Annotated in this window: 24 protein-coding genes and 1 tRNA gene; 18 read left to right on the top strand and 7 right to left on the bottom strand. The window is 32.8% G+C overall.

Annotation, left to right across the window (positions count from 1 at the left end; genetic code table 11):
- The 10 genes from G7034_RS06130 (at window position 1) to G7034_RS06095 (ending at window position 8536) form a co-directional block, all read left to right on the top strand.
- Entirely contained in the window at window positions 1–1020 is a 1020-nt protein-coding gene (locus tag G7034_RS06130; protein ID WP_166400088.1) for an iron chelate uptake ABC transporter family permease subunit, read from the top strand.
- A 14-nt stretch (window positions 1021–1034) separates the two neighbouring features.
- Complete coding sequence (locus tag G7034_RS11975; RefSeq protein WP_262886461.1) at window positions 1035–1169, top strand: hypothetical protein; 135 nt, start codon at window positions 1035–1037, stop codon at window positions 1167–1169.
- A gap of 105 nt (window positions 1170–1274) precedes the next feature.
- The gene (ggt, locus tag G7034_RS06125; protein WP_166400087.1) at window positions 1275–3008 is read left to right on the top strand and encodes a gamma-glutamyltransferase; all 1734 of its coding nucleotides are present in this window, start codon (window positions 1275–1277) and stop codon (window positions 3006–3008) included.
- A gap of 55 nt (window positions 3009–3063) precedes the next feature.
- Window positions 3064–4113 carry a DUF4377 domain-containing protein gene (locus tag G7034_RS06120; protein WP_166400086.1) on the top strand — a complete coding sequence of 350 codons (1050 nt, stop codon included), beginning with the start codon at window positions 3064–3066 and terminating at the stop codon, window positions 4111–4113.
- Between the two features lie 246 nt (window positions 4114–4359).
- A complete protein-coding gene (locus tag G7034_RS11880; protein WP_246166774.1) occupies window positions 4360–4878 on the top strand; it encodes a two-component regulator propeller domain-containing protein in 519 nt (172 codons plus the stop codon).
- 80 nt (window positions 4879–4958) lie between these two features.
- Window positions 4959–5465, top strand: a complete 507-nt coding sequence (locus tag G7034_RS11875) for a two-component regulator propeller domain-containing protein (protein WP_246166772.1) — start codon at window positions 4959–4961, stop codon at window positions 5463–5465.
- Window positions 5466–5683: 218 nt separating this feature from the next.
- On the top strand, window positions 5684–6229 hold the full coding sequence (locus G7034_RS06110) for a hypothetical protein (RefSeq protein WP_166400085.1): 546 nt from the start codon (window positions 5684–5686) through the stop codon (window positions 6227–6229).
- Window positions 6230–6255: 26 nt separating this feature from the next.
- A complete protein-coding gene (locus G7034_RS06105) occupies window positions 6256–6828 on the top strand; it encodes a DUF481 domain-containing protein (RefSeq protein ID WP_166400084.1) in 573 nt (190 codons plus the stop codon).
- 312 nt (window positions 6829–7140) lie between these two features.
- Complete coding sequence (locus G7034_RS06100; protein ID WP_166400083.1) at window positions 7141–7704, top strand: TetR/AcrR family transcriptional regulator; 564 nt, start codon at window positions 7141–7143, stop codon at window positions 7702–7704.
- 52 nt (window positions 7705–7756) lie between these two features.
- A complete protein-coding gene (locus G7034_RS06095; RefSeq protein ID WP_166400082.1) occupies window positions 7757–8536 on the top strand; it encodes an SDR family NAD(P)-dependent oxidoreductase in 780 nt (259 codons plus the stop codon).
- A gap of 235 nt (window positions 8537–8771) precedes the next feature.
- On the opposite strand, the gene G7034_RS06090 is transcribed toward G7034_RS06095, so the two are convergent.
- Together G7034_RS06090 and G7034_RS06085 are read right to left on the bottom strand one after the other, a co-directional pair.
- A tRNA-Arg gene (locus tag G7034_RS06090) sits at window positions 8772–8845 on the bottom strand.
- A 37-nt stretch (window positions 8846–8882) separates the two neighbouring features.
- On the bottom strand, window positions 8883–9332 hold the full coding sequence (locus G7034_RS06085; protein ID WP_166400081.1) for a GatB/YqeY domain-containing protein: 450 nt from the start codon (window positions 9330–9332) through the stop codon (window positions 8883–8885).
- 253 nt (window positions 9333–9585) lie between these two features.
- On the opposite strand from G7034_RS06085, the gene prmA reads away from it, so the two are divergent.
- On the top strand, window positions 9586–10410 hold the full coding sequence (prmA, locus tag G7034_RS06080; protein WP_166400080.1) for a 50S ribosomal protein L11 methyltransferase: 825 nt from the start codon (window positions 9586–9588) through the stop codon (window positions 10408–10410).
- A 40-nt stretch (window positions 10411–10450) separates the two neighbouring features.
- Window positions 10451–10726: an ATP-dependent Clp protease adaptor ClpS gene (locus G7034_RS06075; RefSeq protein WP_166400079.1), complete on the top strand. Its 276-nt coding sequence runs from the start codon at window positions 10451–10453 to the stop codon at window positions 10724–10726.
- A gap of 5 nt (window positions 10727–10731) precedes the next feature.
- Here the strand turns inward: G7034_RS06075 and G7034_RS06070 are convergent, their stop codons facing one another.
- The 4 genes from G7034_RS06070 to lnt all read right to left on the bottom strand — a co-directional run bounded on the left by G7034_RS06070 (window position 10732) and on the right by lnt (window position 16828).
- Window positions 10732–11925, bottom strand: a complete 1194-nt coding sequence (locus G7034_RS06070) for an ABC transporter permease (protein ID WP_166400078.1) — start codon at window positions 11923–11925, stop codon at window positions 10732–10734.
- Window positions 11926–11928: 3 nt separating this feature from the next.
- Entirely contained in the window at window positions 11929–12294 is a 366-nt protein-coding gene (locus G7034_RS06065) for a ribosome-binding factor A (protein ID WP_166400077.1), read from the bottom strand.
- A 63-nt stretch (window positions 12295–12357) separates the two neighbouring features.
- Window positions 12358–15165 carry a gluzincin family metallopeptidase gene (locus tag G7034_RS06060; protein ID WP_246166770.1) on the bottom strand — a complete coding sequence of 936 codons (2808 nt, stop codon included), beginning with the start codon at window positions 15163–15165 and terminating at the stop codon, window positions 12358–12360.
- Window positions 15166–15232: 67 nt separating this feature from the next.
- Window positions 15233–16828 carry an apolipoprotein N-acyltransferase gene (lnt, locus tag G7034_RS06055; RefSeq protein ID WP_166400076.1) on the bottom strand — a complete coding sequence of 532 codons (1596 nt, stop codon included), beginning with the start codon at window positions 16826–16828 and terminating at the stop codon, window positions 15233–15235.
- A gap of 127 nt (window positions 16829–16955) precedes the next feature.
- On the opposite strand from lnt, the gene G7034_RS06050 reads away from it, so the two are divergent.
- From G7034_RS06050 to murB, 3 genes are all read left to right on the top strand, one after another.
- Window positions 16956–17915 (top strand): hypothetical protein, encoded by a 960-nt coding sequence (locus G7034_RS06050; RefSeq protein WP_166400075.1) that lies wholly within the window; start codon window positions 16956–16958, stop codon window positions 17913–17915.
- A gap of 252 nt (window positions 17916–18167) precedes the next feature.
- Window positions 18168–19361, top strand: coding sequence for a pyridoxal phosphate-dependent aminotransferase (locus tag G7034_RS06045; protein WP_166400074.1), 1194 nt, complete (start codon window positions 18168–18170; stop codon window positions 19359–19361).
- On the top strand, window positions 19362–20378 hold the full coding sequence (gene murB, locus G7034_RS06040; protein ID WP_166400073.1) for a UDP-N-acetylmuramate dehydrogenase: 1017 nt from the start codon (window positions 19362–19364) through the stop codon (window positions 20376–20378).
- 14 nt (window positions 20379–20392) lie between these two features.
- On the opposite strand, the gene G7034_RS06035 is transcribed toward murB, so the two are convergent.
- A complete protein-coding gene (locus G7034_RS06035; protein ID WP_166400072.1) occupies window positions 20393–21508 on the bottom strand; it encodes an esterase-like activity of phytase family protein in 1116 nt (371 codons plus the stop codon).
- Between the two features lie 172 nt (window positions 21509–21680).
- Between G7034_RS06035 and G7034_RS06030 the strand changes: the two genes are divergently transcribed.
- From G7034_RS06030 to G7034_RS06020, 3 genes are all read left to right on the top strand, one after another.
- Window positions 21681–22190 carry an inorganic diphosphatase gene (locus G7034_RS06030; protein ID WP_166400071.1) on the top strand — a complete coding sequence of 170 codons (510 nt, stop codon included), beginning with the start codon at window positions 21681–21683 and terminating at the stop codon, window positions 22188–22190.
- 123 nt (window positions 22191–22313) lie between these two features.
- On the top strand, window positions 22314–24098 hold the full coding sequence (locus tag G7034_RS06025) for an ABC transporter ATP-binding protein (protein ID WP_166400070.1): 1785 nt from the start codon (window positions 22314–22316) through the stop codon (window positions 24096–24098).
- A gap of 373 nt (window positions 24099–24471) precedes the next feature.
- Entirely contained in the window at window positions 24472–25656 is a 1185-nt protein-coding gene (locus G7034_RS06020) for an IS110 family transposase (RefSeq protein WP_166399234.1), read from the top strand.
- The last annotated feature ends 29 nt before the right edge of the window (window positions 25657–25685 follow it).

Here is a 25685-nt window from a genome sequence, read left to right as displayed (position 1 = left end):
GTGAAAAGTAAATCAATAATTCTTCTCATTTTTTTTGCCTTGCTGGCTTTCACCTGGGTTAATATTGGCTTAGGCTCAGTTTCTATTTCACAATCAGCTCTTTTTAAAATACTATTTACGCAAGAAGAAGTTAATTCTACTTGGTCGTATATTATTTGGGAATACAGATTACCCAAAGCAGTTACAGCTATACTTGTAGGCGGCGCTTTAGGGGTGTCTGGAATGTTGATGCAAACATTATTTAGAAACCCTTTGGCGGGTCCATACGTTTTGGGGTTAAGTAGTGGGGCCAGTTTAGGAGTAGCAATTTTAATTCTTGGCGGAAGTCTTTTCGGAGGGCTTTTAGGGACGCTTATTTTTTCTAAATGGGCTTTAGTCATTTTCTCAAGCTTAGGAAGTTTAGTTGTACTTTTAGCAATACTCACTACCGCTATCAAAATAAAAGACAGTATGGCACTTTTAATTATTGGTTTAATGTTTGCCAGTTTAACTGGAGCTGTGGTAAGTGTACTTTCTTATTTTAGTCCAGCTAGCAACTTACAACAATATATCTTTTGGTCTTTTGGAAGCCTAGGAAACTTAAACTGGCAGGAAGTGGGGGTACTTTTTACTTTTTTTATCATAGGTAGTGTAGTTTGTCTTTTTTGTTTAAAAAATCTTAATGCATTACTTTTAGGAGAAAATTACGCTAAAAGTTTGGGGGTAAACATAAAACAAAATCGTTTTTTGGTCATCTTATCAACAAGTGTTTTAGCTGGAAGTGTAACCGCGTTTGCTGGTCCAATTGCCTTTATTGGCCTAGCTGTCCCACACATCATAAGACAAGTAATTAAGACCAATAATCATTTTATACTTATGCCTAGTGTTTTATTTGGAGGCGCCATAATTATGTTGATTTGTGATACTATTGCACAGCTTCCAGGAAGTGAATATACGTTGCCTATTAATGCTATTACCTCTATTTTTGGGGCTCCTATTGTAATTTGGTTATTGATTAAAAAACAGAAAATTACATTTTAAAGAATTGATTAAGAATGTATCCACATCAAAAGTTTGTTACCGAAGACGATGAAATGATTAAGCATTTTATTGAGTTGTTTCCTCTAGCCAATGTATTACTGATTGATCATAAGGAAATTCAATCTTCTTATCTTCCGCTAATTTATTAAGAAAATTATTTGCTTTGACATATTTATAAAAACAAGCCTAAGGTTAACAAAAACAAAAAAAACTAGCAATAAAATGTATTATATTGTATTTTGTAAATCAAAAAAATGAGAGTAAATTATACTTATTTAGGATTAGTTAGTTTATTTTGCCTTTTATTTTTAGGTATAGCCACAGCACAAGGAGACCGAGAAGTAGGTCTTAATTTTGCTTCTCGCTCTGAGGTTATTGGTGAAAATGGAATGGTGGCTACAAGCGTTCCACTTGCTACTCAAATTGGTTTAGACGTGCTTAAAAATGGTGGAAACGCCATAGATGCCGCAATTGCAGCTAATGCAGCTACCGGACTAATGGAGCCAACTGGAAATGGAATTGGGGGTGATTTATTTGCTTTAATTTGGCATGAAGATTCGCAGGAAGTTTATGCGCTCAATGCTAGTGGAAGATCTCCTATTAATCTTTCTTACAATCAATTAATGAAAGAGCTTAAAAAAATTAATCAAAATAGCATTCCGCCTGACCACTTACTTTCGGTCTCTGTTCCAGGAACAGTAGATGGTTGGTTTGAATTGCATCAACGCTTTGGAAAAACTTCGATGAAAAAACTATTATCACCAGCTATTGATTATGCTAAAAACGGATTTCCCGTTACTGAAGCTATAGCTGCTGCTTGGTCTAGAAGCGTTCCTTTTCTAAAAAATCAGCCTGGTGCTTTTACAGAAACATTTAGTATTGATGGAAGAGGACCAGAAAAGGGTGAGATTTTTAAAAACCCCGATTTAGGAAATACACTTCAATTAATTGCTAATCAAGGAAGAGACGCTTTCTATAAAGGAGAAATTGCTGAAAAAATTGATCAATGGATGAAAGAAAATAAGGGGTATTTAACTTCAACCGATTTAGCTAATCACCAATCGGAATGGGTAGATCCCATCAGTACAAATTACCGAGGGTATCAAGTCTATCAAGTAGGTGGAAATGCTCAAGGAACAGCAGTTTTGCAGATGTTAAACATCTTAGAAAATTACCCTTTAATGGAAATGGGATTTGGAACTTCAGCTACGTTACATGCCTTTATTGAAACTAAGAAATTGGTTTATGAAGATCGCGCTAAACATTATGCCGATCCCGATTTTCATCAAATTCCTATGGAAGTATTACTATCTAAACAATATGCAAAAGAACGTGGCGAATTAATTACCAATCAAGCTATGAATGACCAAAGTTCTGGTGTAGATGTTCTAGAAGATGGGGACACTATTTTCTTAACCACAGCAGATAAAGATGGGAATATGGTTGCCTTGATACAAAGTAATTTTAGAGGTATGGGAACTGGTTTTGTGGTTCCAGGCACGGGCTTTAGTTTTCAAAATAGAGGCGAATTATTTTCTACAGACCCTAATCATCCTAATGTGTACGCCCCCGGTAAACGACCCTTTCATACCATTATTCCTGGTTTAGTTACAAAAGATGGAAAAGGAATTTTTACCTATGGAAACATGGGTGGTGCTTATCAACCGATAGGACATGTAAGTATTCTTACTAATATTATTGATTTTGGAATGAATATTCAAGAAGCTGGAGACGCCCCAAGATGGAATCATTCTGGTTCATCACAACCCACCGATAAACTGCATAAAAAAACAAACTCTAAAGGTAAAGTTTATGTAGAATCAAATATCCCTTACCAAACGGTTAGAGAGTTAAAAAATAAAGGTCATCGCGTTGAAGTTGGTAATAGCTTCTTTGGGCGCTACCAAGGAATAATGAAAGATTTAAATAAAAACGTATATTTTGGTGCTTCAGAATCTAGAGTTGACGGACAAGCAGCAGGCTTCTAATTAATAAGATATAAAGCAAACTTAAATAGTAAAAAAAACACAAAACAAAGATGCAATGAAACTAAAATTATTACTACTTATCCTACTTTTTTCAGCCTGTAATTCCTCCAAAAAAAATATAGTAATTACTGATAATCACAATAGCAAAAATTCTCTTGATTGGACAGGCACTTATCAAGGTACAATTCCGTGTGCAGATTGCATAGGTCAGGAAACAAAACTTGTTTTAAATCAAGATAAAACCTATTCTATAAGCACAATATATCAAGGAAAATCTGAAGAGGTTTTTGAAGAAAAGGGCGCTTTTGAATGGAATGATAAAGGTAATAGCATTACACTTCATAGAAATGAAAAACCTTCCCTAAATCATCAATATCTCGTCATTGAAAATGCTCTGTTAAAATTAGACCGTCAAGGCAATGAAATAAAAGGTGATTTAAAAGATAAATACAGACTAACTAAAAATAATTCTAGCTCTTATAATCTAAAACCTAATGAACATATTTATTGGATAAATTCACGAAAGGTGAAATGTACCGGGGTTAATTCAATGATGTGTATGCAAGTTCAGAAAAAAGAAACCGCAGATACTGGCAATTGGCAATTGTTTTATAATAGTATCAAAGGTTTTGAATTTGAAGAAGGCTATATTTATAAATTGATTGTAAGAGAAATTGAACAACCTAAAAATGAAGTGCCTGCAGACTTTTCTTCAACAACTTACGAATTAGTTGAAATAGTTGAGAAAAATTTTGACAATAGTTTAAAATTGAATGATATATGGGCTTTGATAAGCGTTAATGGTGAAAAAATAAACCTAAAAGACTTGGGTAGAAATCCACAACTGGAACTAAATCTTAAGGAGAATCGAGTGATGGGAAATAATGGTTGCAACAATTTTACAGGCGAAATAAAAATTGTAAATAGCAAATACTTAGAATTTGAAAAGGTAGCAGAAACTAGAATGGCTTGTCCAAATATGAAGTTGTCTAATCAAATTAACAATTCAATACAACAAGTAAAAGCTTATCAGCTAAACAATCTTCAATTAGTGCTTTATAACTCTAATGGAAAAGAATTGTTGAGGTATAAAAAAATTGATTAATTTAATAAAATTAATAGCCTGGTAAATATTGCTCTGTAATCCATAAAACAATAATTCAATGAAATCCTTAACCAATAAAAATTGCACTTTTACAAGCTTGCCAAAGTTGTTATTTTGGCTTAATGAATCTTGAAATATAGAAAGAAAAAATTAAAAAATTCAACTTTTAATCAACCAAGTGGTAGTCATCTCTTCGCCTTACTATTCTTATACTAGAAGATTAAATTTTATGTTATAAAACCCAAAATGAACAAAAAAACAAATCTGATTTACCTAATATTAATCATAAGCTTGAACTTTTCTTGTGCTGAAAAAAAATCAACAAAAAAGCAAATTAGTCAACCTAAATTAACAGCCTCTTCAAAAACCGATACCTTAAAATTTACTTCTGGAATTCGTGCTATCTTTCAAGATAGCAAAGGAAATTATTGGTTTGGAAGTCTCCAAGAAGGGGTTGCGGTTTATAATGGAGAATCGTTCAAGTATTTTACTAGTAATGAAGGACTTTCTGACAACCAAATACACTCCATTAAAGAAGACAAGCAAGGCATTATTTGGTTTGACACACAAACTGGAATCAGCACTTATAATGGCACAACAATTAGTAATCGCATAAAAGCAAACAACAAAAACTCTCAAAATGTTTTTCCAATTCAAAGCAATAAACATAAGACAAGTGAATGGATGAAATCCGATAATGATTTATGGTTTGAAGCTGGAAATAAAGCCGGCGTTTATAGATACGATGGGCAAGAATTACATTAATAAAGCTTCCCCCTCAAAAAGTACTTAACCCCTACGATAATTTATTTGTAGTAACTGATATTTCAAAAGGCAAAAACAATATGATTTGGTTTAGTACCTATGCAAGTGTTTTTGGGTACAATGGACGTGAATTTACAGTTATTAATAATAAAACATTAGGTTTTGAAAATAAAATTGAAGCTTTGCATATACGAAGTGTTTACGAAGATTCTAAAGGAAGGCTTTGGCTTGGGAATAATGGAATTGGCGTATTACTTAAAGAAGGTGATTCAGTCATAAATTTTTCAAAAAAACAACGTTTGATTCACCCCAGCAGTAAACGAAATGGAGAAAAATCACCACAAGGCACACTCGAACACGTATTTATAATCGCAGAAGATAACAAAGGAAACATTTGGTTTGGAGACAGAGACGCAGGAATTTGGAAATTCAATGGAGAAGAATTTGAAAATTATACTAAGAAAGATGGACTAAAGAATGATTTCGTTCTTTCAATTTACGAAGATAGAAATAGTAAATTATGGTTTGGAATGGCTGATGGAAGCCTATACAAATTTAATGGAAAGACTTTTGAACAACAATTTTAAAAACTACAAGAAGAACAGTTAAACATTCTACTTGCGTTAATTTTAGGTTTGAAAAAACTAACTTCAGTAAGTTAAAGCTTCACTAAGTTTACCAGCGCATTTTTACCTTTAGTTTTTTATTATATTTGAATTTTAAAGTCAATTTAAAAATTATCTAAATGTATATGAAATAGGTTTAATTCAAAAAAAAGCTTGTTAGCCTTATCAAATTAATAATTATGAAGAGAGAAATTATATGTAGTTTAATTTTATTACTGCTGCTGTTAGGTTGCATTAATAGTAACCAAAGCAAACCAATAACAATTAGTGAAGAACAAAAAAAAATTGATTCAATAACTATTACTTGGCCAAAATTAAGCCCTAGAGCAAGTTCAGAGGAAATTAGGATAACCTGTGATTCAGTGACAACAAAAATTAATAAAACGATTCCTAAATTGAAAAAAATTGAAAAAAAAATCACGCTCTACAATGTCCCCAATACTCCTGTTTCTATTTGGTATTCGAAGGCTAATTTGCCTGTTAAAATTGAACATGCTGTGGCAAATGAATCTAAAGAATTTACAGGAAAATTTCACTATTACTTTATCAACGGAAATTTATGGTATTCAAATCAAATTTATGCGAAATATATTTTTGAAAACAATCAATTAAGCTTCTGGTTAAATGAGCATTGGAATATCAATGAAGAAACCGAAAAAAATTATAAAGACAGAGAAAAAAATCTTCAAAAAAATATAGCTAAGCTCTTAACTAAAAAAGAATAACAAACATAAATCTGTAGTATAATTAATTGATTTTTAGAATTGAATATAGCTTTCTTGGTAACGATGAAATATTAAGTGGTGGATTTCTTTACCTTGAATACATTAAATTACACAATAAAAATATTGCATTTGAACCTTTTTATCAAATGCATTGGAATGAGGTAAGAGGTTTAGATAGGAAATATGCAGCAGGAGCAAATCTTAGGTGGACTGCACTGGTTAAAAACAAAACAGGTTTGTATTTTGGTGTTGGTAGTTTATATGAATTTGAGCGATGGAACTTTTCAGGGGTGCCTGATGATTTGTTACCAACTAATCAAAGCAATAGAAATGTAGAGCGATTAAGAGGAAATGCGTATATAAGTTTTAAACAAAGTTTTGGTGATTTATTTGACTTAGACATTAGTGGTTATTATCAACCAAACCTTACTAATTTCTTTAAAAATCATAGATTAGCCAGAAGTTTTGAACTTACTTACAATATCACTAAATATATTGGTTTGCGTTTACTGTATCAGAATATTTACGATACTGCTCCCGTAGTTCCTATAGATAAACTATATCATAATGTAAATTTTGGTATAACTATTTCTTTTTGATGTAAATAAAGTTTTTTATATATCGTTTGTTGCGATTCTAAATAAGCAAATTTATCAGATAAAACTTTCACTTTCTACGATTACAAAAAACTTTCGATTTAGCGATAAATTATCTTTTTTTTCAGTATTTGCTAAAGCTAAACAGCATTTCTGACGAAAAAAAATATTTATTTAAATATCTCTATTTGGCTATCTAACTACCTCTTCTTAGCCGCAAAACGAGATAATACCTTTGATTGAAACCTTAAAAAGGAAAAAGTGTTGTTTCTAAATCGAAAAAAATCAGTAATTACCTAAACAGATTTGCCTATAATGAAAAATAGTTTACATTTACAAGTAATTACTTACACACTAATGACCGATAAGAAAGAAAAAATATTACAAAGTGCTTTGGTATTGTTTGCAAATGAAGGTGTGAGTGCAACTTCTACCAACAAAATAGCAAAACTTGCAGGTGTTTCTGAAGGGCTAATATTTCGACATTATAAAAGCAAAAAAGGACTGTTAAATGCGATAATTGAAAATGCAGAACAAAAAGTAAATATTTTGTTTGGCGATATTATGATGCAGACCGATCCCAAATCTGTCATTCTGAAAACAATTGAATTTCCCTTTCTTATCAAAAAATCTGAATACAATTATTGGAAGCTTCAGTTTAAACTCAAATGGGAGGAGGAATACAATAATCCTAATAAAATGAAACCTTTGCTTGACAAATTAACTTGGGCATTTACTCAACTTAATTATGATTTTCCAGCGCTAGAGGCTCAATATATGCTTCAAACTTTAGAGTCGATTTCTACAGAAATACTAAAAGGTAATTTGACTAATCAACAACAATTCAAACAATTTTTAATTCATAAATATTCAGCATAAAAAAATTTACAAACTATAATAAGTAAGTACTCACTATTAAATTTAACAGGAAATGAAAAAAACAGCATTAATTACAGGAGCAAGCAGTGGAATAGGAAAAGAGTTTTCGAAAATTCACGCAGAGAAAGGGGGAGATTTAATTGTAATCGCAAGAAGCGAAAACAAATTGAATGAACTAAAAAAAGAACTCGAGCAACAACACAATATTGATGTGTTGGTACTACCAAAAGATTTAACCAAACCTAATGCCGCAAAAGAAGTTTATGAGCTTGTGCAGCAAAAAGGGCTGAAGGTAGATTACTTAATCAATAATGCTGGGTTTGGCGGATTAGGGATGTTCAATGAAAGAGAATTAGAACAAGATCTGCAAATGATCAATTTAAATATCAGTGTGCTAACTGCCCTTACGCATTATTTCTTACAAGATTTTGTAAACAATAACCAAGGAAGAATTCTTAATGTTTCTTCAACGGCCAGCTTAATGCCCGGCCCATTACAAGCAGTATATTATGCCACAAAAGCCTATGTTACCTCTTTTAGTAATGCCCTTGCGGAAGAGTTGCACAATACCAATATCACCGTTACTAACTTAATGCCTGGCGCTACTGCAACAGAATTTGGTAGAATATCTGGCATGGATAAAACGGAACTATTTAAAAAAACAGCAACGGCAAGACGTGTAGCACAAGATGGATATGAAGGAATGTTAAAAGGGAAATTAGATGTTATTTCGGGGCTTACATCTGCTCAGAAATTAATGTCTGCTATGCTTCCTCTAACTCCCAAAAAAATGATATTAAAACAAGTAAGGCAAATGCATGGGGTTAACTAAAATACGATAAAATGACTAAGTACTTTAAACGCTAGTTAAGTTATGCTGTGAACTCAGATGACTTCTCTGATATTTTCATAGGCGGGAATTGATTTTCTCTAGCAAAAAGAAAGCGTACTATCCTTTTTGTTAACACCTTTATAATCACAATAATTGATTTATTGTTTCAGTAAATTCCTGCTTGCTAAAATATAAAAAAACCACACTTTTTTTAAGTGTGGTTTTATGCTTATCGTGACCGCGGGAGGATTCGAACCCCCAACCCTCAGAGCCGAAATCTGATATTCTATCCAGTTGAACTACGCGGCCAAAATTGTTTATTTTTGAAAACTAAAATTAAAATGAATTAAGATAACTGTGCTTTAACAGCAGTTGAAATACGTTTCCCATCTGCTTTTCCTGCTAGTTCTTTATTTGCAAGTCCCATCACTTTGCCCATGTCTTTCATACTTGATGAACCTGTTTGCTTAATAATAGTTTGAACAGCCTCGTTAACTTCTTCATCAGAAAGCTGCTCAGGTAAAAATGCTTCAATAATTTTGGCTTCTTTTAATTCAGGTTCAGCTAAATCATCTCTCCCCTGCTCTGCATAAACTTGAGCGCTATCTTTACGCTGTTTCACTAATCGCTGCAATAACTTAATCTCATCTTCAGCAGTCATTTCGCCAGAACTATCAGCCGAAGTTTTGGCTTTTAAAAGTTCACTTTTCACCGACCTTAATGAAGCTAAAGCTAGCGTATCTTTCGCTTTCATTGCCTGCTTCATCTTATCCATCACTTTTTTTTCTAAAGACATGTTTTTCTTATTTTGATGCAAAATTAGTAAACCATATTAATATTTACACTTTCTATCTAAAAAGTTTTTATCAAAATCTAATTTATATTTATGAATACTTACTCAGGTAACTTTAAATCTTTTTTTGAGAAACTAATAATAAGCAAATCTATCTATATTTTGATAAGTTTTTTTTGTAATTATGCAACTTAAATATTAATGTGTTTAGTTTTCTTAAAGCTTAATTAAATCAATTTTAAAACCTAATAGTTTTATGCAGTACATTGCCTATCATTTTAAAATAAGTCCCATAGCATTAGGAAGCGAAATTTTATTAGCCGAATTAAGCCAGCTAAATTTCGAAAGTTTTGAAGAAAACTCAACCGGAATTTCTGCTTACGTTCAAGCGCATTTACAACCTGAATCATTAGAGCAAATTCAATTGTTACAAAATCCTGATTTCAATATTTCTTGGGAAATAGAAAAAATTGAACAAATTAATTGGAATGAAGAATGGGAGAAAAACTTTCAGCCTATTGAAATTGAGCAAAAAGTTTATATCAGAGCGCCTTTTCATCCCTCAAAAAAAGGCTTTGAACACGAAATAATAATTGAGCCTAAGATGTCTTTTGGAACTGGTCATCACGAAACTACCCACCAAATGATGCAGTTTATAATTCAGGAAAATTGCGCCCATAAAAAAGTTTTAGATATGGGGTGCGGAACCGGAGTTTTAGGAATTATGGCCGATTTAAACCAAGCTGAAAAAGTTGATTATATTGACATAGACGATTGGTGTGTAGAGAATACCAATGAAAATTTACAGCGAAATAGATGCAAGGGCTGGGTGCAAAAAGGAGGTGCTGAACTTATACAAAGCGAATACCACGTCATACTTGCTAATATTAATAGAAATGTACTTCTTCAAGACATTCCTACATACAGCAAACACCTAAGTAAGAATGGTACTTTACTTTTAAGTGGATTCTATGAAGAGGATTTAGAACAAATAAAATCTGCTTGCAAAGCCAATGGTTTAAACTATGTTAATCACAGCACAAAGAAGCAATGGGTAGCTTGTAAATTTGTTAAAGACTAAAAATTATTCCTATTTCTTTTTATCTTTGAAAAAAAATAAAATGAATTTTCAAGAAAAGCAGAAAGAGCAAACTTTAGTTAAGGAGAAAGTTCAAAAGGAATACGAAATTGTGGTGCATAATGACGAAGTAAATACTTTTGATCACGTTATTTCAACACTTATTGAAACTTGTGACCACTCCCCTATGCAAGCCGAACAATGTACTTACCTTATTCATTTTAAAGGAAAATGCACAGTAAAATCTGGCGATTACGAAGACTTAAGACCAAGATGCGAAAGTATTTTAGAAGCTGGAATATCAGCCGAGATTGTATAACCAAATTAGTCAATTAATTTCTTTACTCGTTCTGAAGCAAGTGTTGAGGCTAAAAGACCAAGCACTAAAACAGTTGCTAAAACTATCATCAAGTTTTCAAAGGTAAGTTGTACCGGATAAGCCAATTGATAATTAATCATAAACCATTCAAATTCCAACTGTGTCCAAAGCACGAAAATCGCTAATACAATACCAATTAATGCTCCATAAAAAGTCATTAAAAAACCTTGAAACCTAAAAATATTGACCAAAGATTTTCGATTTGCTCCTAATTTATAAAGGGTAATAATATCTTCCTTTTTATCTAAAACAGACATAATTACCGAACCAATAACATTAAATAAGGCAATAATTAAAACTAAGGTACAAATAAAATAAACAGCAATGTACTCGGTATTTAACATTCTATAAAGCTCATCATTAATCATTAATTTGCTTTTCAATTCAACCTCATCGCCTAATATAGGTTGAATTTTGTTCTGAAGACTTGAAAATGAGTTAGGATGGATTAGCTTCAGGTCTAAAAAACTTACTTCGTCTTTGTTTACCTTAAATAAATCTCTGGCAAATTCAAGGTCTGCATAAACGTAATTTTGGTCCTTATCTTCACTTGATGAAAAAATGCCTGAAACGCTTCCCACATTACTTCTAAATGCGTTGTTAATGCTGCTTATTTGTCCTTTCCCAGGCTTAGGAACCATGAAATTTAGTACTCCTGAAGCGTCCATTAAACCAATAGAAAGTTGTCTAGCTAAATCATTACCCATAACAACTTGATAGTCGTTTTCAAACCAATTTCCATAAACAATAGAACGCCTAACTTGAATAACATCTGTAAAGCTATAATCAACTCCTTTTAAATTTGCTGGGGTGTTTTTTTGCTTAAACCCAAGCAATACTCGGTCTTCTACAACTTGACTTACTTCATAAACTTCATCTAAACTTTTCAATTCTTTAATCTGATCTTCAGAAATTTTGAAAATTTTTCCAGATTTGGGTAAAATTCTTGCATCAGGATCATGAGCTCCTGTAAACTGAATAGAATATTCCTTAAGTCCCGCAAAAGCGGAAAGCACAACCAATAAAGCAAAAGTACTTGCCACAACACCTAAACCAGCAATCCAACTGATAAAATTAATGGCTTTATTTTCGCTTTTCGAAAATAAGTAACGCTTGGCGATTTTTAAGGAAAAACCCATTGATTAGCTATCTTTTAATGGGTTATTTTTACCCTTAAACGCATCTTCTATTTCGTTCAGGTAAGCTTGTGTATCATCATTAAAAAACTGAAGCTCAGGAACTCTTCGTAACTGATTTTTAGTTAATTGTGCTAATTGATGTTTGATTTTGTTTTTTATCTCATTGATTGATTTCACCAGCTCTTCGCCATGCTTTTCTGGAAAAACGCTTAAATATGCTTTGGCTTGAAGCAAATCTGGTGTAACACGAACTTTGGTCACGCTAATAATGATGTTATGATGTCCAGCGCCTTTTAGTAAGGTAGAAATTATATTCCCTAAATCCTTTTGAATAACGCCTGCTATTTTTTTTTGTCTGTTTGTTTCCATAATGCAAAAATAAGTTTTTTAAATGGACTTTATTCAAAATCTCAATTTAAGGTTGAATAGCTATTAATACCATCTTCTTGTGAATAATCGAAATAAAGTGGGTAGGTCTAAAGTAACAATAAATCTTACTCTTTCTCCATAATCATCCTGCCCCACTTCCCAGCCATTGCTGGAGTAAACTGGAAAGAATAATTCAAAATAATCTTCTACTAAATTTAGCCTAAGACCAGAATCGTAAAGAAAATCGATAGACTCGCCTTTATTTTTTACCAAACCTACATCTCCATAGGCAAAAACCCAATTCCAAATGGTAGTGCTCGTGTTAAAAGTCGTCATCCATTGATTGGCGTAAGCAGGTTGCAACTTCGATTTAAACCCACCTTCAGCCATTAAAAATTGCTGGCTAAACAAGCCTGAATCTTCACTTCTTCCATAATAGTTGTAATCAAACATATAATCGGTTGGCCGGTCTAAAGCAAAACTAAAAAAATCTGAATCTCTGTTATCATTAAACAGAAAAAGCCCACCAAACCATCTGAAATTAATTTGTCTATTGTTGTTGTAAAGCTTTCTAAAACGAGTATGAAAAGAAACTTTACTGAAGCTTTTAGAAATCTGATAATCAATTTCAGTAGTAAAAAATTTATCTAAGTTTTTATCTTGATACCTATAATTTAAATTAAATACATCGTAATTAGGTTCATTGAAAAAGCTTTCTTCGCTTCGTTCTCGCTGAACACTTAAGGACCGCATGCTTAAAAATTGCCTTACGTTACTTCTTAAGTCCTGAGGGCGATAGGCAAAACCTGCATAGAAGGAATAACGATTAAAAAATAAATTGCTATCGTAAGAAAATCTTGAGCCACTTAATCCATAACGAATAGCAAATAAATTTTGATTCTTATACAAACTTGTGTAATCAATTGAAGCATCTCCAACTAAAGCATTACTAATTGTTCCGTATTTTGGACTTATTTTGTAGCTAAACTGCTTAGGTAAAAGCGAAGTATTATAAAATTTAGGCCCTGTAAAAAAACCATCATATAAATTATAACCAAATTCTGGAATTATAAAAAGCTGTTCGTAATGCGGGTCATCAATATCTTCTAATATTCTAAACTGAAAGGGCTTACTAAAAGATTTTGTCACTTTCTCAAAGTTATTGCGTTTGTTTAATTCAGGGAGAATACCGCTGTAATTAACAGCTAAGCGTTCAGCTCCCCTATCTTTTACTCTTATAATAGTATCTTTTTTGAAAGGAGGAATCCAATCTTTATGCGAAGCTTCGCCATCTATTACTTGCGTTAATGCAACAGGTATTTTGTTATGATGAAAGTTTTTCAATTTTATTTCTAAGGAATCATTCTTTTTTTCAACTTTCTTTATTTTATAATCAATAAAGGAATGATTATGAATGTAGTCATCAAAATACCAATCTACAGGCTTATCTATATTTGTACTAAGCGCCTGTTGAAAATCAGCTACTTGTGTGAACCTAGTGGAATTAGTTGAATAAAAATGCTTAAAACCTTTCTTCAGTTCTTCTTCTGAAGCATAATTTGCTAAGTACTTCATTGATAAACCGGCTTTGTATGGGTTTCCAATTTTCTTATTAAACCGAAGTAAGGAATCTTGAGGGGTCGCTATAATTTGATCTAAATTTTGGCGTGTCATTGTTTCAAGCAGAAAATCATACTGTTGATTAAAATCTAAACTAGCTGCATGACTCCATTCTACTAAAGGAAACTCACTGATACTTCCTAAAAGTTGTGTGTTAGGATAAAATTTATCCACATAGTCCATCATTAAATAAATTTGAATGGCATCTAACATCCATTGATCTTTTCTGCTATTAATGAAAACTGAATTTTGTAAATAATTGCGTGTTAATGTTTTAAACAAACTAATATCGCTTTGAAAACCATCTGGAAATGGTCTAATAAACGAAGGCAACTGATTAAGTCCATAAATAGGAGCCAATTGATAATCTGATTCTGAAGCTACTATTCTATCGTAAGGGTAAGCGCCAAGTTCTTCATTTAAATAAGCTAATATTCGTTCAGATACAATAGCTAAAATTGTTGGATTCAATTTTGCGCACGAGCCTATATTAGTAGAAAGGGTTCCATAATCTGTACTAATGGTTTCAAAAACTTTAAGTTTGGTGAGGTATAAATCTAGTTGAGCTAGGGTGTCGTTTTTTAAGTGAATAGTTTTCCGATTATTTAATTCCTCTTCGTTTACCTTTTCAAAAGCAGAAGTTAGATGGTATGAAGCAGCGAGATTAATTTTTAAATCGATAGCTAAGGCTTGTGTAGGTAAATCAAATAATTCTTTATCGCTATATAAAATCCAATCTTCTTCATGAACCGCAGGTAAAATTAACCAATATTTTAAAAGGAAATTACCGTCTTCATATCCATAGGAATTGAATTTTGTTGTGGGTATATTAAGCTCATAATCTAGATGAATACTAATTTCTTCTCCAGGTTGAAGAGGTGTTTCTAAGTGAACTTGAATTAAATCGGGTTTGTTTTTTGGTCGTTGCCAATTCATTTCTTCCGATTTAGATGCAATGCTGTTGAGCTTCGTGCCACCGCGTTCTTCATCAGAAGCAAAATGAAACCTTCGTTGGTATTCCTGGGCATAACGCTTTCCTAATTCGCTTTGTTTGTTAGAATAAGCGTTGATCCAATCATAAAACCAAAGCTCTGTTAAACTTTTAGAGGTTGTGTTTTTGAAAATGATTTCCTGTTGCACTTTTAGACGCTTAGTAGCTTCTAAAACATCAACTTCAACATTCATTTCATGTTGAGCAAACATTCCTAGGTTTACGAAAAATAAACTTATATAAATTAAGTGTGTTTTCAAAAATACATTGTTTTGTAGCTAATCAATTAAGTTGTCTTAACGATGCAAAATAGCATAGATTATTTCACTAACGTTTAATTCCTTCTCTTTTGTGTTTGATTACAGCAAATAAGAAAATAAAAATAAGTAAAAACTTGGTTATTCTTGGTATAAAATCGCCATGTGTTACATAAAATGTGGTTGTATCATAAATGGGCAAGTTTGCTTTTATGCTTGTTGGCTCATCATAACTTGTTTTCTTTAATTCTGTTCCATCTTGGTCTATAAAACCTGAAATTCCTGTGTTGGCACTTCTTGCAACTGCTCTTCTTGTTTCAATAGCGCGAAGCTTAGCATAAGCCCAATGTTGTTTATGGCCTTGTGTTTCGTCCCACCAAGCGTCATTAGTCATAATACTTAAAACAGCCGCACCATTTTTCACATATCCCGTAACAAATTCTCCATAAACCGATTCGTAACAAATAATTGGTGCTAGTTTTACGCCTTCTGAAGTTGTAAATACACTGCGTTCATCTTGGGTGGTTTTCATAGCAACTGTGCCGCCTAAATCCAGCATCACATTTCCTAAAATTGGTTCTAAAACAGATTTAAAGGGGAAGTTTTCAACCCCGACTACCAATTTACTTTTTAAATAAAAGCTAGGCTGTCTTCCTTGTTCTTCAAAGAAAGCAGCATTGTAATCGTTGTACCAGAATCCATTGGGATGTAAATTAGTTTGACTGTGAATTTTTGTTTCGTCATTAATTAAATCATAAGCAGAAATCCCACCCAAAACAGCTAAATTTGGGTGTTTTGCTACTAGTTTTTGAGAAAATCGATGAGCCTCAGAAACTTGATACTGTGCTAATCTTGTTCCATTGGCAAAAACGGTTTCAGGAAGTAAAAGCAGTTGTGTAGTAGAGCTAAGTTGGTCTTCAATTAGTTTTTCAATAAGTTGACCAGTTCGCCCATCTTTAGTGTTGTATTTTTCAGCATAAGGATCAATATTAGGCTGAACTGCTAAAATTTCAATCTCATCTACAGGTTCATCTAAATTTTTCTTAATGAAGATTGAAATAAGAATAGGAAGGCCAATTAGAAACAAAAATCGGATTCCGGTTCGGGTTAGAATGTGCTTGTCTTGGTGTTGTAAGAAAAGAATCAAACCTTTAAATAGCATTAAATTCACAAGTAACACCCACAAACTCCCGCCAAAACTTCCGGTGTATTCATACCACTGAATCCAGCTTGTGTGATTGGCAAATACATTTCCTAAATTTAACCATGGCCAAGAAAAATCCCAATGCAAATGAAGCTCTTCAAAAGCTAACCAAATAGCAACAAAAAAACTAGCCGAAGCAGTAAATTGAACTCGTTTTGAAATTTGATGATACACCCAAAAAACCAAAGCCATAAGTAATGAATTGACTAAAATGGCAAAGGCCATTCCAAACACATCAGAGTAATATAGCCAATTAGTAGTCAAAGCATTCCAAATAAAAAAACTCAGGTAAGCAAAGCCAAAAATTTTTAGGCCTCTACGTTTATTAATTTCTAATTTAGAAAAGTATTCAACCAAAAAAAGAGGCACAAAAGCAATAAAAATAAAGCCTGCAAAACCATAAGTAGGCCATGCTAAAGCAAGTAAAAATCCGCTCAATAAAGCTAATAGTGTTTTTTTCAAAACTTTAATTTTTTTAAAATGGTAAATATACAATATCAGATGAATTAAAAGATTAGCTCAAGCACTTCATTTATTACTTAAATTAGCATAATTTATTTATCTTGCTCCAACTTTAAATTATTCTATCATGCAGTTATTGGCTAACCTCCGATTTACTTTTTTTCTAATAATAGCGCTAATACTTATTAGCTTACCTATGCAAGCTCAAGAATATTTCACTGGAAAAATCACTTATAAAGTTGATTATGCTTCACCAGAAGGCCATGAAAATGCTTCTCATTTAGCTCAAGAAAATGAAATAGATAGCATTGTGTACTACATTGCTGAAGGAAGTTATAAATCAGAGACTTTTTTTAATAATCAAATTACAGAAAGTTACGTTTACCCTAAAAATAGTGAATGGGTGCACTACCAATTTCCTGAGAAAGATTATTATTTGAGTATTGATGTAAGCACTGATCAAATGAATCAAGGTCTTCAATTTGATTGGACGGATGAGGAAGAAATGATTTTAGATTTTCAAAGTAAGAAAGCTAAATTAAAACAAGCTTATACAAATGAAGAGGTCTTTTATGCTGCTGAAATTAAAGTCAATCCTGCCCATTTCAAACAGCATATCTACGCCAATTGGTACACCACACTAAAGAACACTAACGGAGCTTTGCCCTTAAAAAGTATTCATTACGATTCAAATTTTGTTGAAATAAAAGAAGCTATACAAGTTGAAGTTATCGAATTTGCAGATGACTTTTTTCAACCCAATGAAAATTATCACCAAATTGTATATCGTGAAATTTTAGATGAAGAAGCACAATTGAAAGAATTTTCAGCATCTACTGAAAAATGCTATGATCAACTTGTAGAAGAAATTGATGGTGCAATTATAATTGGAAAAAACGATCACTACCTTGTTCAGGTTGTGATTGATGAAAAAGGAATGCCCATTTTAGCAAATGCCATAGATAAAAACGGAAAATTTGCGTCAACAGCCGAAGAAATAATACTAAGCTGTGGATTTGAATTTAAACCTGCAAAATATAAAAGCAAAAACGTAAAATCTGAATTGTACATTCCTATACAGTTATAATATAAATGGGCTCAATTCAAAATGCCTACTTATTTTCCTCATCCAAAACTTTAAGTCGGTCTTGAAGAATTAGTTGAATTTCAAAAATTTTCTCTCCCCGTTGAATTTTAAGCTTAACTAGCCCTTTATGTTTAGAGGATAGAATCTTTGTGAATTGTTCATTTCATAAAAATAGTCAAAAAACTAATTTTACTATTGCTGAAATGGCAATATCTAACATATATTTTGCATTTTTGCGCAAAAGAATATTTTATGCCAGCACTCTCTAAGAAGGGCATTTCTATGCCAGAATCTCCGATAAGAAAATTAGTTCCTTATGCTGATGAAGCTACCAAAAAAGGAAAAAAAATTTACTATTTAAATATTGGACAACCCGATATTGAAACACCACAAAAAGCACTTGATGCTGTAAAAAATAACGACTTAACGATCTTATCGTATAGTCCTTCTCAAGGATTTGAATCTTACCGTGAAAAATTAGCCCAATATTACGCTAAAAGTGGTTTATCTATTAATAAAGAAGAAATGATTGTGACTACAGGTGGTTCTGAGGCCTTACTCTTTGCTATGGGTTGTATTACCGACCCAGGTGACGAAGTCATTATTCCTGAGCCATTTTACGCTAATTACAACGGCTTTGCTACGGCATCTGGGGTAAAGGTAAAAGCAGTGCAAGGAAAAATTGAAGATAATTTTGCCCTACCTCCAATTAGCGAATTTGAAAAACTAATTACGCCTAAAACCAAGGCTATTTTAGTTTGTAATCCTGGAAATCCTACAGGTTATTTATACACCAAAGATGAAATTAATCAACTCGCCGATTTAGCTATTAAACACGATTTGTTTATTTTAGCTGATGAAGTATATAGAGAGTTTGCTTACGATGGCGCCGTTCATCATTCGATAATGAGTGTTGAAAAACTGAAAAATCACGCCATTATGATTGATTCTGTTTCTAAGCGTTACAGTATGTGTGGAGCGCGAATAGGTTGCCTGGCTTCCAAAAACAAGGAGTTTATGAATACAGCTATGAAATTTGCTCAAGCTAGATTGAGCCCCCCTACATTTGCACAAATTGCAGCAGAAGCAGCGACCGAAACTCCCGATGAATACTTTAATGAAGTAATTGACGAATATGTTTTACGAAGAAATACTTTAATTGAAGGCTTAAAAGAAATTGAAGGAACAAAAATTGCTGTTCCAAAAGGAGCTTTTTATTGTACCGTTGAATTACCGATTAATGATGCTGAAGACTTTGCTAAATGGTTACTTTCTGATTTTGATTTAAACGGCGAAACCATTATGGTTGCTCCAGCGGGAGGATTTTACTCTACTGAAGGCGCAGGAAAGAACCAAATTAGAATTGCCTACGTGCTCAATATTGAATCGCTTAAAAAAGCCATTGAAATTTTAAAGAAAGCCATTGAGGTATATCCAAATAAATAAATGGAAATTAAGAAAGACTATTCCTTAAAATTACACAATACATTTGGCTTAAATGTAAAAGCTAAACAATACCTAGCTGTTTCTTCTACCGAAGAAATTAAACATGTTCTGAAGCGTTTTTATGCTTCAGAACTTTTTATTTTAAGTGGTGGTAGCAATATGCTTCTTACCAAAGATTTAGACAAAACAGTGCTTCATATTCAGAATCTTGGTAAACAAATTATTGAAGAAGATGAAAATAAGGTAAGAGTTCGTGTGCAAGCCGGAGAAAATTGGCATCAATTTGTATTGTGGTGTATTGAGCAAAATTACGGAGGAATTGAAAATTTATCGCTTATTCCTGGGTGTGTAGGAACTTCTCCTATCCAAAATATTGGGGCTTATGGAGTCGAACTAAAGGATGTTTTTCATTCTTGTAAAGCCGTTCATATACAAAGTGTAAACGAAGAAGAATTTACCAAAGTTGATTGTCAATTTGGTTACCGAAATTCAATTTTCAAAAATAAAGCCAAAGGGCAGTATATAATTACTTCAGTCGATTTTATTTTAACTAAGCGCAAACACGAACTTAAAACTACTTATGGAGCCATTCAAGAAGAATTAAGCAAAGTAAAATACCGTGGGGAAGTGAGTATAAAAAGCATTTCTGATGCCGTTATTGCTATTCGGGAATCCAAATTACCTAACCCCAAAGAAATTGGTAATTCTGGTAGTTTTTTCAAAAACCCTGTAGTTGACAAAAGCTATTTAGACTACATCCAAAAATCCTATCCAGAGGTTCCTTTTTATAAAATAAATGATCAACAGGTAAAAATTCCAGCCGGTTGGTTAATTGAAAAAGCAGGCTTTAAAGGAATGCGAATAAATGACGCAGGCGTTCATAAAAAACAAGCTTTAGTCTTGGTGAATTACGGAAATGCCACAGGAGCAGAAATATTAGCCCTAGCGCAACAAATTCAAAAGGAAATTCAACAGCAGTTTAAAATTCAATTGGAAGCCGAAGTCAACATTATTTAAACTTTTTTTAAACATCAATCCTCAATCATTTCTAACCAAATAAGCTGCGTAATTTGATCGCCAAACGAATTAAAATTATTGTCGGAAATCAACAACAAACTTCGATTTCCATTGGTTAGTTTTGGTCCAAAACACATTCCTTCAATATTATCAATGATTTTTGAAGGCAATTGCTTTCTAATTTTCTTAAAATCCAAAACCAATTCTTTTTCAGCAAGTTGAAGCTTCTTATTTAAGACTTCCAAACCTAAACTTGAATCAGCTTCAGAAAGATCGGCTAAAAATAATTTCACACGACTAGATTTTTCACCTCTTCCCGCTGAAAATGCCCGCTCCAAAACTAAAAATCGATTATTTTGATAGGCTAAGATTTCGGTCACTCCATTTATTACAAAAGGCAACAACGGCCATTTAACCACTCGATCTAAGGAATAAGCAAATTCTTTTTCTATTTGTCCAGTTGTTATGTTAAACTGACTAAACCGAACGGGGGTAAATCGATTCCATAAAATCGGTGTTTTTCCGTCTTCTTTCAATGGAAGTTCAGTGGCAGTCCATATCAAATTTGAATCTTGAAGATCAACACTCAAAGCTTCAAATACGCCATTATTTCTAGGCTGGTTCTCCCCTCCTACTTGGAAATAACTCGGTAATTCAACTTCGCTTAAAAACTTTCCTTGGTCATCAATTTGAAAGATAGAAGGATTTTTTTCTCCTGTAATGTATCCTTCAGAAGTAAGCCAAAAATTTCCTTTTTTGTAACGTATAGATTCCAAGTCTAAAGCTATTGATTGAAAGCCTCTATCTGTTTTCTTCAAATTAAAACTTCGCATAAAAACAAGACTATCTATTTGCTGATTATTCACCTGCAAATCCGCTTCATAAATAATAGGTTTGGATGAGCGGTCATCCACTAAAAAGAGCTTTCCGTCAACATAATCAACGCCAGAAAGTCCGCCAATTTCTTCATCATTAAAATACGTTTCAGCAGGAATTACATATTCGTCTAAAAAATTAAATTTCAGACTGGGATTTTTACTTTTTTTAGTAACAGAGCAACTACTTAACAAAAAAAGAAAAGCAATGAGTAAAAAATACTTCGAATTAAATTTTATGCTTAAATAAGTCAATGGTCAAATAATTAATGATTTTCAAAAATACGTACATTCGTATTGCAGTAGATTAGCAAATCATTAAATTTTAATTGAAATAGGATAAAAAACAAGTTTTAAAGTCAGTTTACTAAGAAGTTTTCATAAATTTGCCGGACTTTAAATAAATTAACAATTTAATACAAAAACTATGACGTTTGATGTACTAATAGAAATTCCTAAGGGAAGTAGAAATAAATACGAATACGATTTTGAATTAAAGAAAATACGCTTTGATAGAATGTTGTTTTCTTCCATGATGTATCCAGCCGATTACGGTTTTATTCCAGAAACATTAGCTTTAGATAACGACCCGTTAGATGTATTAGTGTTGGTTACAGAACCTACGTTTCCAGGCTGTGTAATGGAAGTTAAGCCTATTGGAGTTTTTCACATGGCCGATGAAAAAGGACCAGACGAAAAAATTATTTGTGTTCCCGTAAGTGACCCTATTGCATCAAGATTAAACGATTTAAAAGACGTAAATAATCATTTGGTAGCTGAAATTGAACATTTCTTTAAAGTGTATAAAGACCTTGAAAAGAAAAAAGTAGAAATTGGCAACTGGGGAGACGCTAAAGAAGCAAGAGAAATTTACGAAACTTGTAAAAAAAGATTTGAAGATAGTGATACACCGCTTGCAGAAGTAAGCATTAGATAATTACTAAAATATACCTACGCTAACTGCCTTAAAACTACTAAGGCAGTTTTTTTTTACTAAAATTGTACTTGAGGTAAAGATTGATTTATTCAATTATTATTTGCAACAACAACATCAGCATATATGGCTAAACGGAAAAAAAATAACGATTTACCAAAAATAAAACTCAACAAATCCAATCTTAAAAAATCCTTGCGTATTTTTAATTACATACGCCCACACCAATGGAAATTATTTATTGGTCTCATTTTTCTTGCACTTACCGGAGCTACCGCATTAATTTTTCCAAAGTTAATGGGAGATTTAATTGAAACAGCCGAATTTTCTAGTGAAGAAATCAATAAAATGGGAATTGTTCTACTCATTCTTTTTACCGCTCAAGCTGTATTTTCCTTTTTTAGAGTCGTGCTTTTTGTAAATGTTACCGAAAATATGCTTCTTCAAATAAGAAGAGCGACTTACGAAACCTTGGTAAAAATGCCCATGCAGTTTTTTTCCTCAAGAAGAGTAAGCGAACTAAATTCTAGAATTGCTGCCGATATTAGTCAGATTCAAGATACGTTTACCACTGGTGTAGCCGAATTTCTTAGACAAATCATCATTCTTATTGGAGGAATCATAGCCTTATTTCTCACCTCTGTAGAACTCTCTTTATTAATGCTTGCCACCATACCCGTCTTTGCTATTGTAGCCGTGATTTTTGGAAAATTTATTAGAAGTCTTTCAAAAGAAGCCCAAGACGAAGTAGCCCAATCTAACATTATTGTGGGTGAAACCTTGCAAGCTATAGCCAGCGTAAAAGCTTTTACCAACGAAGCTTTTGAAATTTTACGCTATCAAAAATCGACTACTAGTATTAAAAAAATAGCCATGAAAGGCGGATTAGCCCGAGGAGCTTTTTCTTCCTTTATCATTTTTTGTGTTTTTGGAGCTATTGTTTTACTAGTTTGGTATGCGGTTAAATTACAAAGCGAAGGCGCATTAACTCAATCTGAATTAGTAACTTTCATTTTATACACTATTTTTGTTGGCGCCTCTATTGGCGGTTTACCTGTACAATACGCACAAATTCAAAAAGCGGTTGGAGCCACCGAGCGTGTTTTTGATTTAATTGACGAGCAACCTGAAAACATCACTCCCCGCCCTATCAAAAATCAGCTACAAGGAAAAGTTGAAATCAATAACCTGAGCTTTGCTTACCCAAGTCGCCCAGACATCCAAGTCATCAATCAGATTAACCTCCATGTTAATCCTGGCGAAACCATTGCTATAGTTGGTTCAAGCGGAGCAGGAAAATCAACCTTAGCCAGTTTATTAAATCGTTTTTATGAGCCTACTTTAGGAGAAATTCGCTTTGATAACCTACCTGCCACTTCCCTGTCTTTATACGAATTAAGGCGTCAAATGGCCATTGTACCCCAAGACGTACTTTTATTTGGCGGTAGCATTTATGAAAATATTGTATATGGCAAACCTGAAGCTTCCAAAAATGAAGTAATTGAAGCCGCAAAAAAAGCCAATGCCGATGAATTTATTAATCAGTTTCCAGAAGCTTATGAAACTATTGTAGGAGAACGTGGCGTTCAACTTTCGGGAGGTCAACGTCAACGCATTGCCATAGCTCGTGCGGTACTTAAAGACCCTAAAATACTCATTTTAGATGAAGCCACCAGTGCTTTAGATTCACAATCAGAAAAATTGGTGCAAGACGCGCTAGAAAAACTCATGAAAGGACGCACCTCTTTTGTTATTGCCCACCGACTTTCAACCATCAAAAACGCACATCAAATTCTGGTTATGGAGGAAGGAAAAATTGTAGAAAAAGGCACCCACAATCAACTGATTGAAAAGGACAAAGGAGTTTATAAAAAATTTATTGAATTACAAAAACTAAGTACATTAAGTTAAAATAACAACCAATTGAAGAAGCCAGGAACCTGCTTTCCGTTGCAAGTCCTCACTCCAAAAGCAAGTTTTCTAAAGCTTAGCCAAGAGCTTCCTCCCGGTCGCTTTGTCAAGCCAAGAAAACAAAGCTTTTAGGTCTGCGGGCTCATATCTTTGTATTTTTAAACAGTTAAATCATTAAAGCTAGGGTAGCAAATTGTTTGCGGGCTAGTTACAATCATTGATTGATAATGCTGATAAAGGCAAATCTATCCTAGTCTTTTTCTTAAAGATTCAATAGTACCTAAATACTATAATTTAGTTATAGATATTGTATTACATGAGCAAAGTCTTAGAGAAAAATTTTAATGATTATTACGCAAAAAATACTTTTATTATGAATTTAAAATTTTCAGTAGGTCTTGATGTGTCAAGTAAAAAAGTAGATGCTTGTATAAGCACGATAGACTGTAATCAAAGCGTGAAGGTTAAGTCTTCTTGTAGTGTTTCTAATTCAAAAGCAGGCTTTTTAAAGCTAGTAAAATGGATTGATAAATGGACAAAAAAAGAGTCTATTCCAATAGTTGTTAGCTTAGAAGCTACTGGTGTTTATCACGAAGAACTTGCTTATTATCTAGATGATGCAGGGTATAGAGTTTCTATTATTTTACCAAACAAAGCAAAAAAGTATTTACAATCTATTGGCTTAAAAAGTAAGAATGATAAAATAGACGCTAAAGGTTTGGCACAAATGGGGGCAGAACAAAATTTATCTCAATGGATTAGACCTAAAGATGTTTTTGTAAGCCTAAGGTCTTTAACACGACAGTATCAATCCATTCAGGAATCGATTACGGTAGAAAAGAATAAGCTACATGCAGAAGAACAATCAGCTTTATCAAACAAGCATGTGATTAAGCAAATGAAAAGCCATATACGTTTCTTAGAAAAGCAAAAAACAAAGACAGAAATTGCTATCGAAGAAGTCATAAAAAGTGATGAGGAGCTAAAATTAAAAGTAGAGAATATTTGCACAGTTAGAGGATTATCAATACTTTCTGTAGCTACTGTTATAGCAGAAACAAATGGATTTAATCTGTTTAAAAATTACAAGCAACTAGTGAGTTATTCTGGGTATGATGTTGTAGAAAATCAATCAGGTTCTCATAAAGGCAAGACAAAAATATCGAAAAAGGGAAACTCAAGGATTAGACGAATTTTACACATGCCATCGTTAATAGCAATAGGTTCAGAAGGGACAGTTTTTAAGAACCTTTACCTTAGAGTTTATGAAAGAACAGGCATCAAAATGAAAGGTATTGTCGCTGTTCAAAAAAAATTATTGTTAACAATTTATTACTTGTGGAAAAAAAACGAACCCTTTGATATTAATTATCAAAATAAAGGAAATAAAAATATCCAAGAGGAGGAGAAGGAGCTTTCCTCTCGGTACGCCTCTGAAAGAGGCGAAAAAAATAGCCAAACAAAAAGTTTGGCTATACAAGGTAAACATCCAGTGAGTGATCAAAGTATGCTTCCTCTCGGTAAAATCAAAGATAAAAAAATTATGGTTGAAAATTAAAAAAATGTTTGGATTTAAAGATAGTACCT

The organism is Psychroflexus maritimus (assembly GCF_011089875.1).
In the GTDB taxonomy this organism is placed as follows: Bacteria; Bacteroidota; Bacteroidia; order Flavobacteriales; family Flavobacteriaceae; genus Psychroflexus; species Psychroflexus maritimus.
This window is presented reverse-complemented; position numbering and strand designations above follow the sequence as displayed.

Bases quoted from the DNA above. Each gene is read 5' to 3' on its own strand.
- G7034_RS06100 (WP_166400083.1), top strand. From the start codon at position 7,141: ATGAAAAATAGTTTACATTTACAAGTAATTACTTACACACTAATGACC.
- G7034_RS06120 (WP_166400086.1), top strand. From the start codon at position 3,064: ATGAAACTAAAATTATTACTACTTATCCTACTTTTTTCAGCCTGTAAT.
- G7034_RS06030 (WP_166400071.1), top strand. From the start codon at position 21,681: ATGACGTTTGATGTACTAATAGAAATTCCTAAGGGAAGTAGAAATAAA.
- G7034_RS11975 (WP_262886461.1), top strand. From the start codon at position 1,035: ATGTATCCACATCAAAAGTTTGTTACCGAAGACGATGAAATGATTAAG.
- G7034_RS06075 (WP_166400079.1), top strand. From the start codon at position 10,451: ATGAATTTTCAAGAAAAGCAGAAAGAGCAAACTTTAGTTAAGGAGAAA.
- ggt (WP_166400087.1), top strand. From the start codon at position 1,275: ATGAGAGTAAATTATACTTATTTAGGATTAGTTAGTTTATTTTGCCTT.
- G7034_RS06020 (WP_166399234.1), top strand. From the start codon at position 24,472: ATGAATTTAAAATTTTCAGTAGGTCTTGATGTGTCAAGTAAAAAAGTA.
- prmA (WP_166400080.1), top strand. From the start codon at position 9,586: ATGCAGTACATTGCCTATCATTTTAAAATAAGTCCCATAGCATTAGGA.
- G7034_RS06065 (WP_166400077.1), bottom strand. From the start codon at position 12,294: ATGGAAACAAACAGACAAAAAAAAATAGCAGGCGTTATTCAAAAGGAT.
- G7034_RS06045 (WP_166400074.1), top strand. From the start codon at position 18,168: ATGCCAGCACTCTCTAAGAAGGGCATTTCTATGCCAGAATCTCCGATA.
- G7034_RS06025 (WP_166400070.1), top strand. From the start codon at position 22,314: ATGGCTAAACGGAAAAAAAATAACGATTTACCAAAAATAAAACTCAAC.
- G7034_RS11875 (WP_246166772.1), top strand. From the start codon at position 4,959: ATGATTTGGTTTAGTACCTATGCAAGTGTTTTTGGGTACAATGGACGT.
- murB (WP_166400073.1), top strand. From the start codon at position 19,362: ATGGAAATTAAGAAAGACTATTCCTTAAAATTACACAATACATTTGGC.
- G7034_RS06050 (WP_166400075.1), top strand. From the start codon at position 16,956: ATGCAGTTATTGGCTAACCTCCGATTTACTTTTTTTCTAATAATAGCG.
- G7034_RS06095 (WP_166400082.1), top strand. From the start codon at position 7,757: ATGAAAAAAACAGCATTAATTACAGGAGCAAGCAGTGGAATAGGAAAA.
- G7034_RS06085 (WP_166400081.1), bottom strand. From the start codon at position 9,332: ATGTCTTTAGAAAAAAAAGTGATGGATAAGATGAAGCAGGCAATGAAA.
- G7034_RS06110 (WP_166400085.1), top strand. From the start codon at position 5,684: ATGAAGAGAGAAATTATATGTAGTTTAATTTTATTACTGCTGCTGTTA.
- G7034_RS06070 (WP_166400078.1), bottom strand. From the start codon at position 11,925: ATGGGTTTTTCCTTAAAAATCGCCAAGCGTTACTTATTTTCGAAAAGC.
- G7034_RS11880 (WP_246166774.1), top strand. From the start codon at position 4,360: ATGAACAAAAAAACAAATCTGATTTACCTAATATTAATCATAAGCTTG.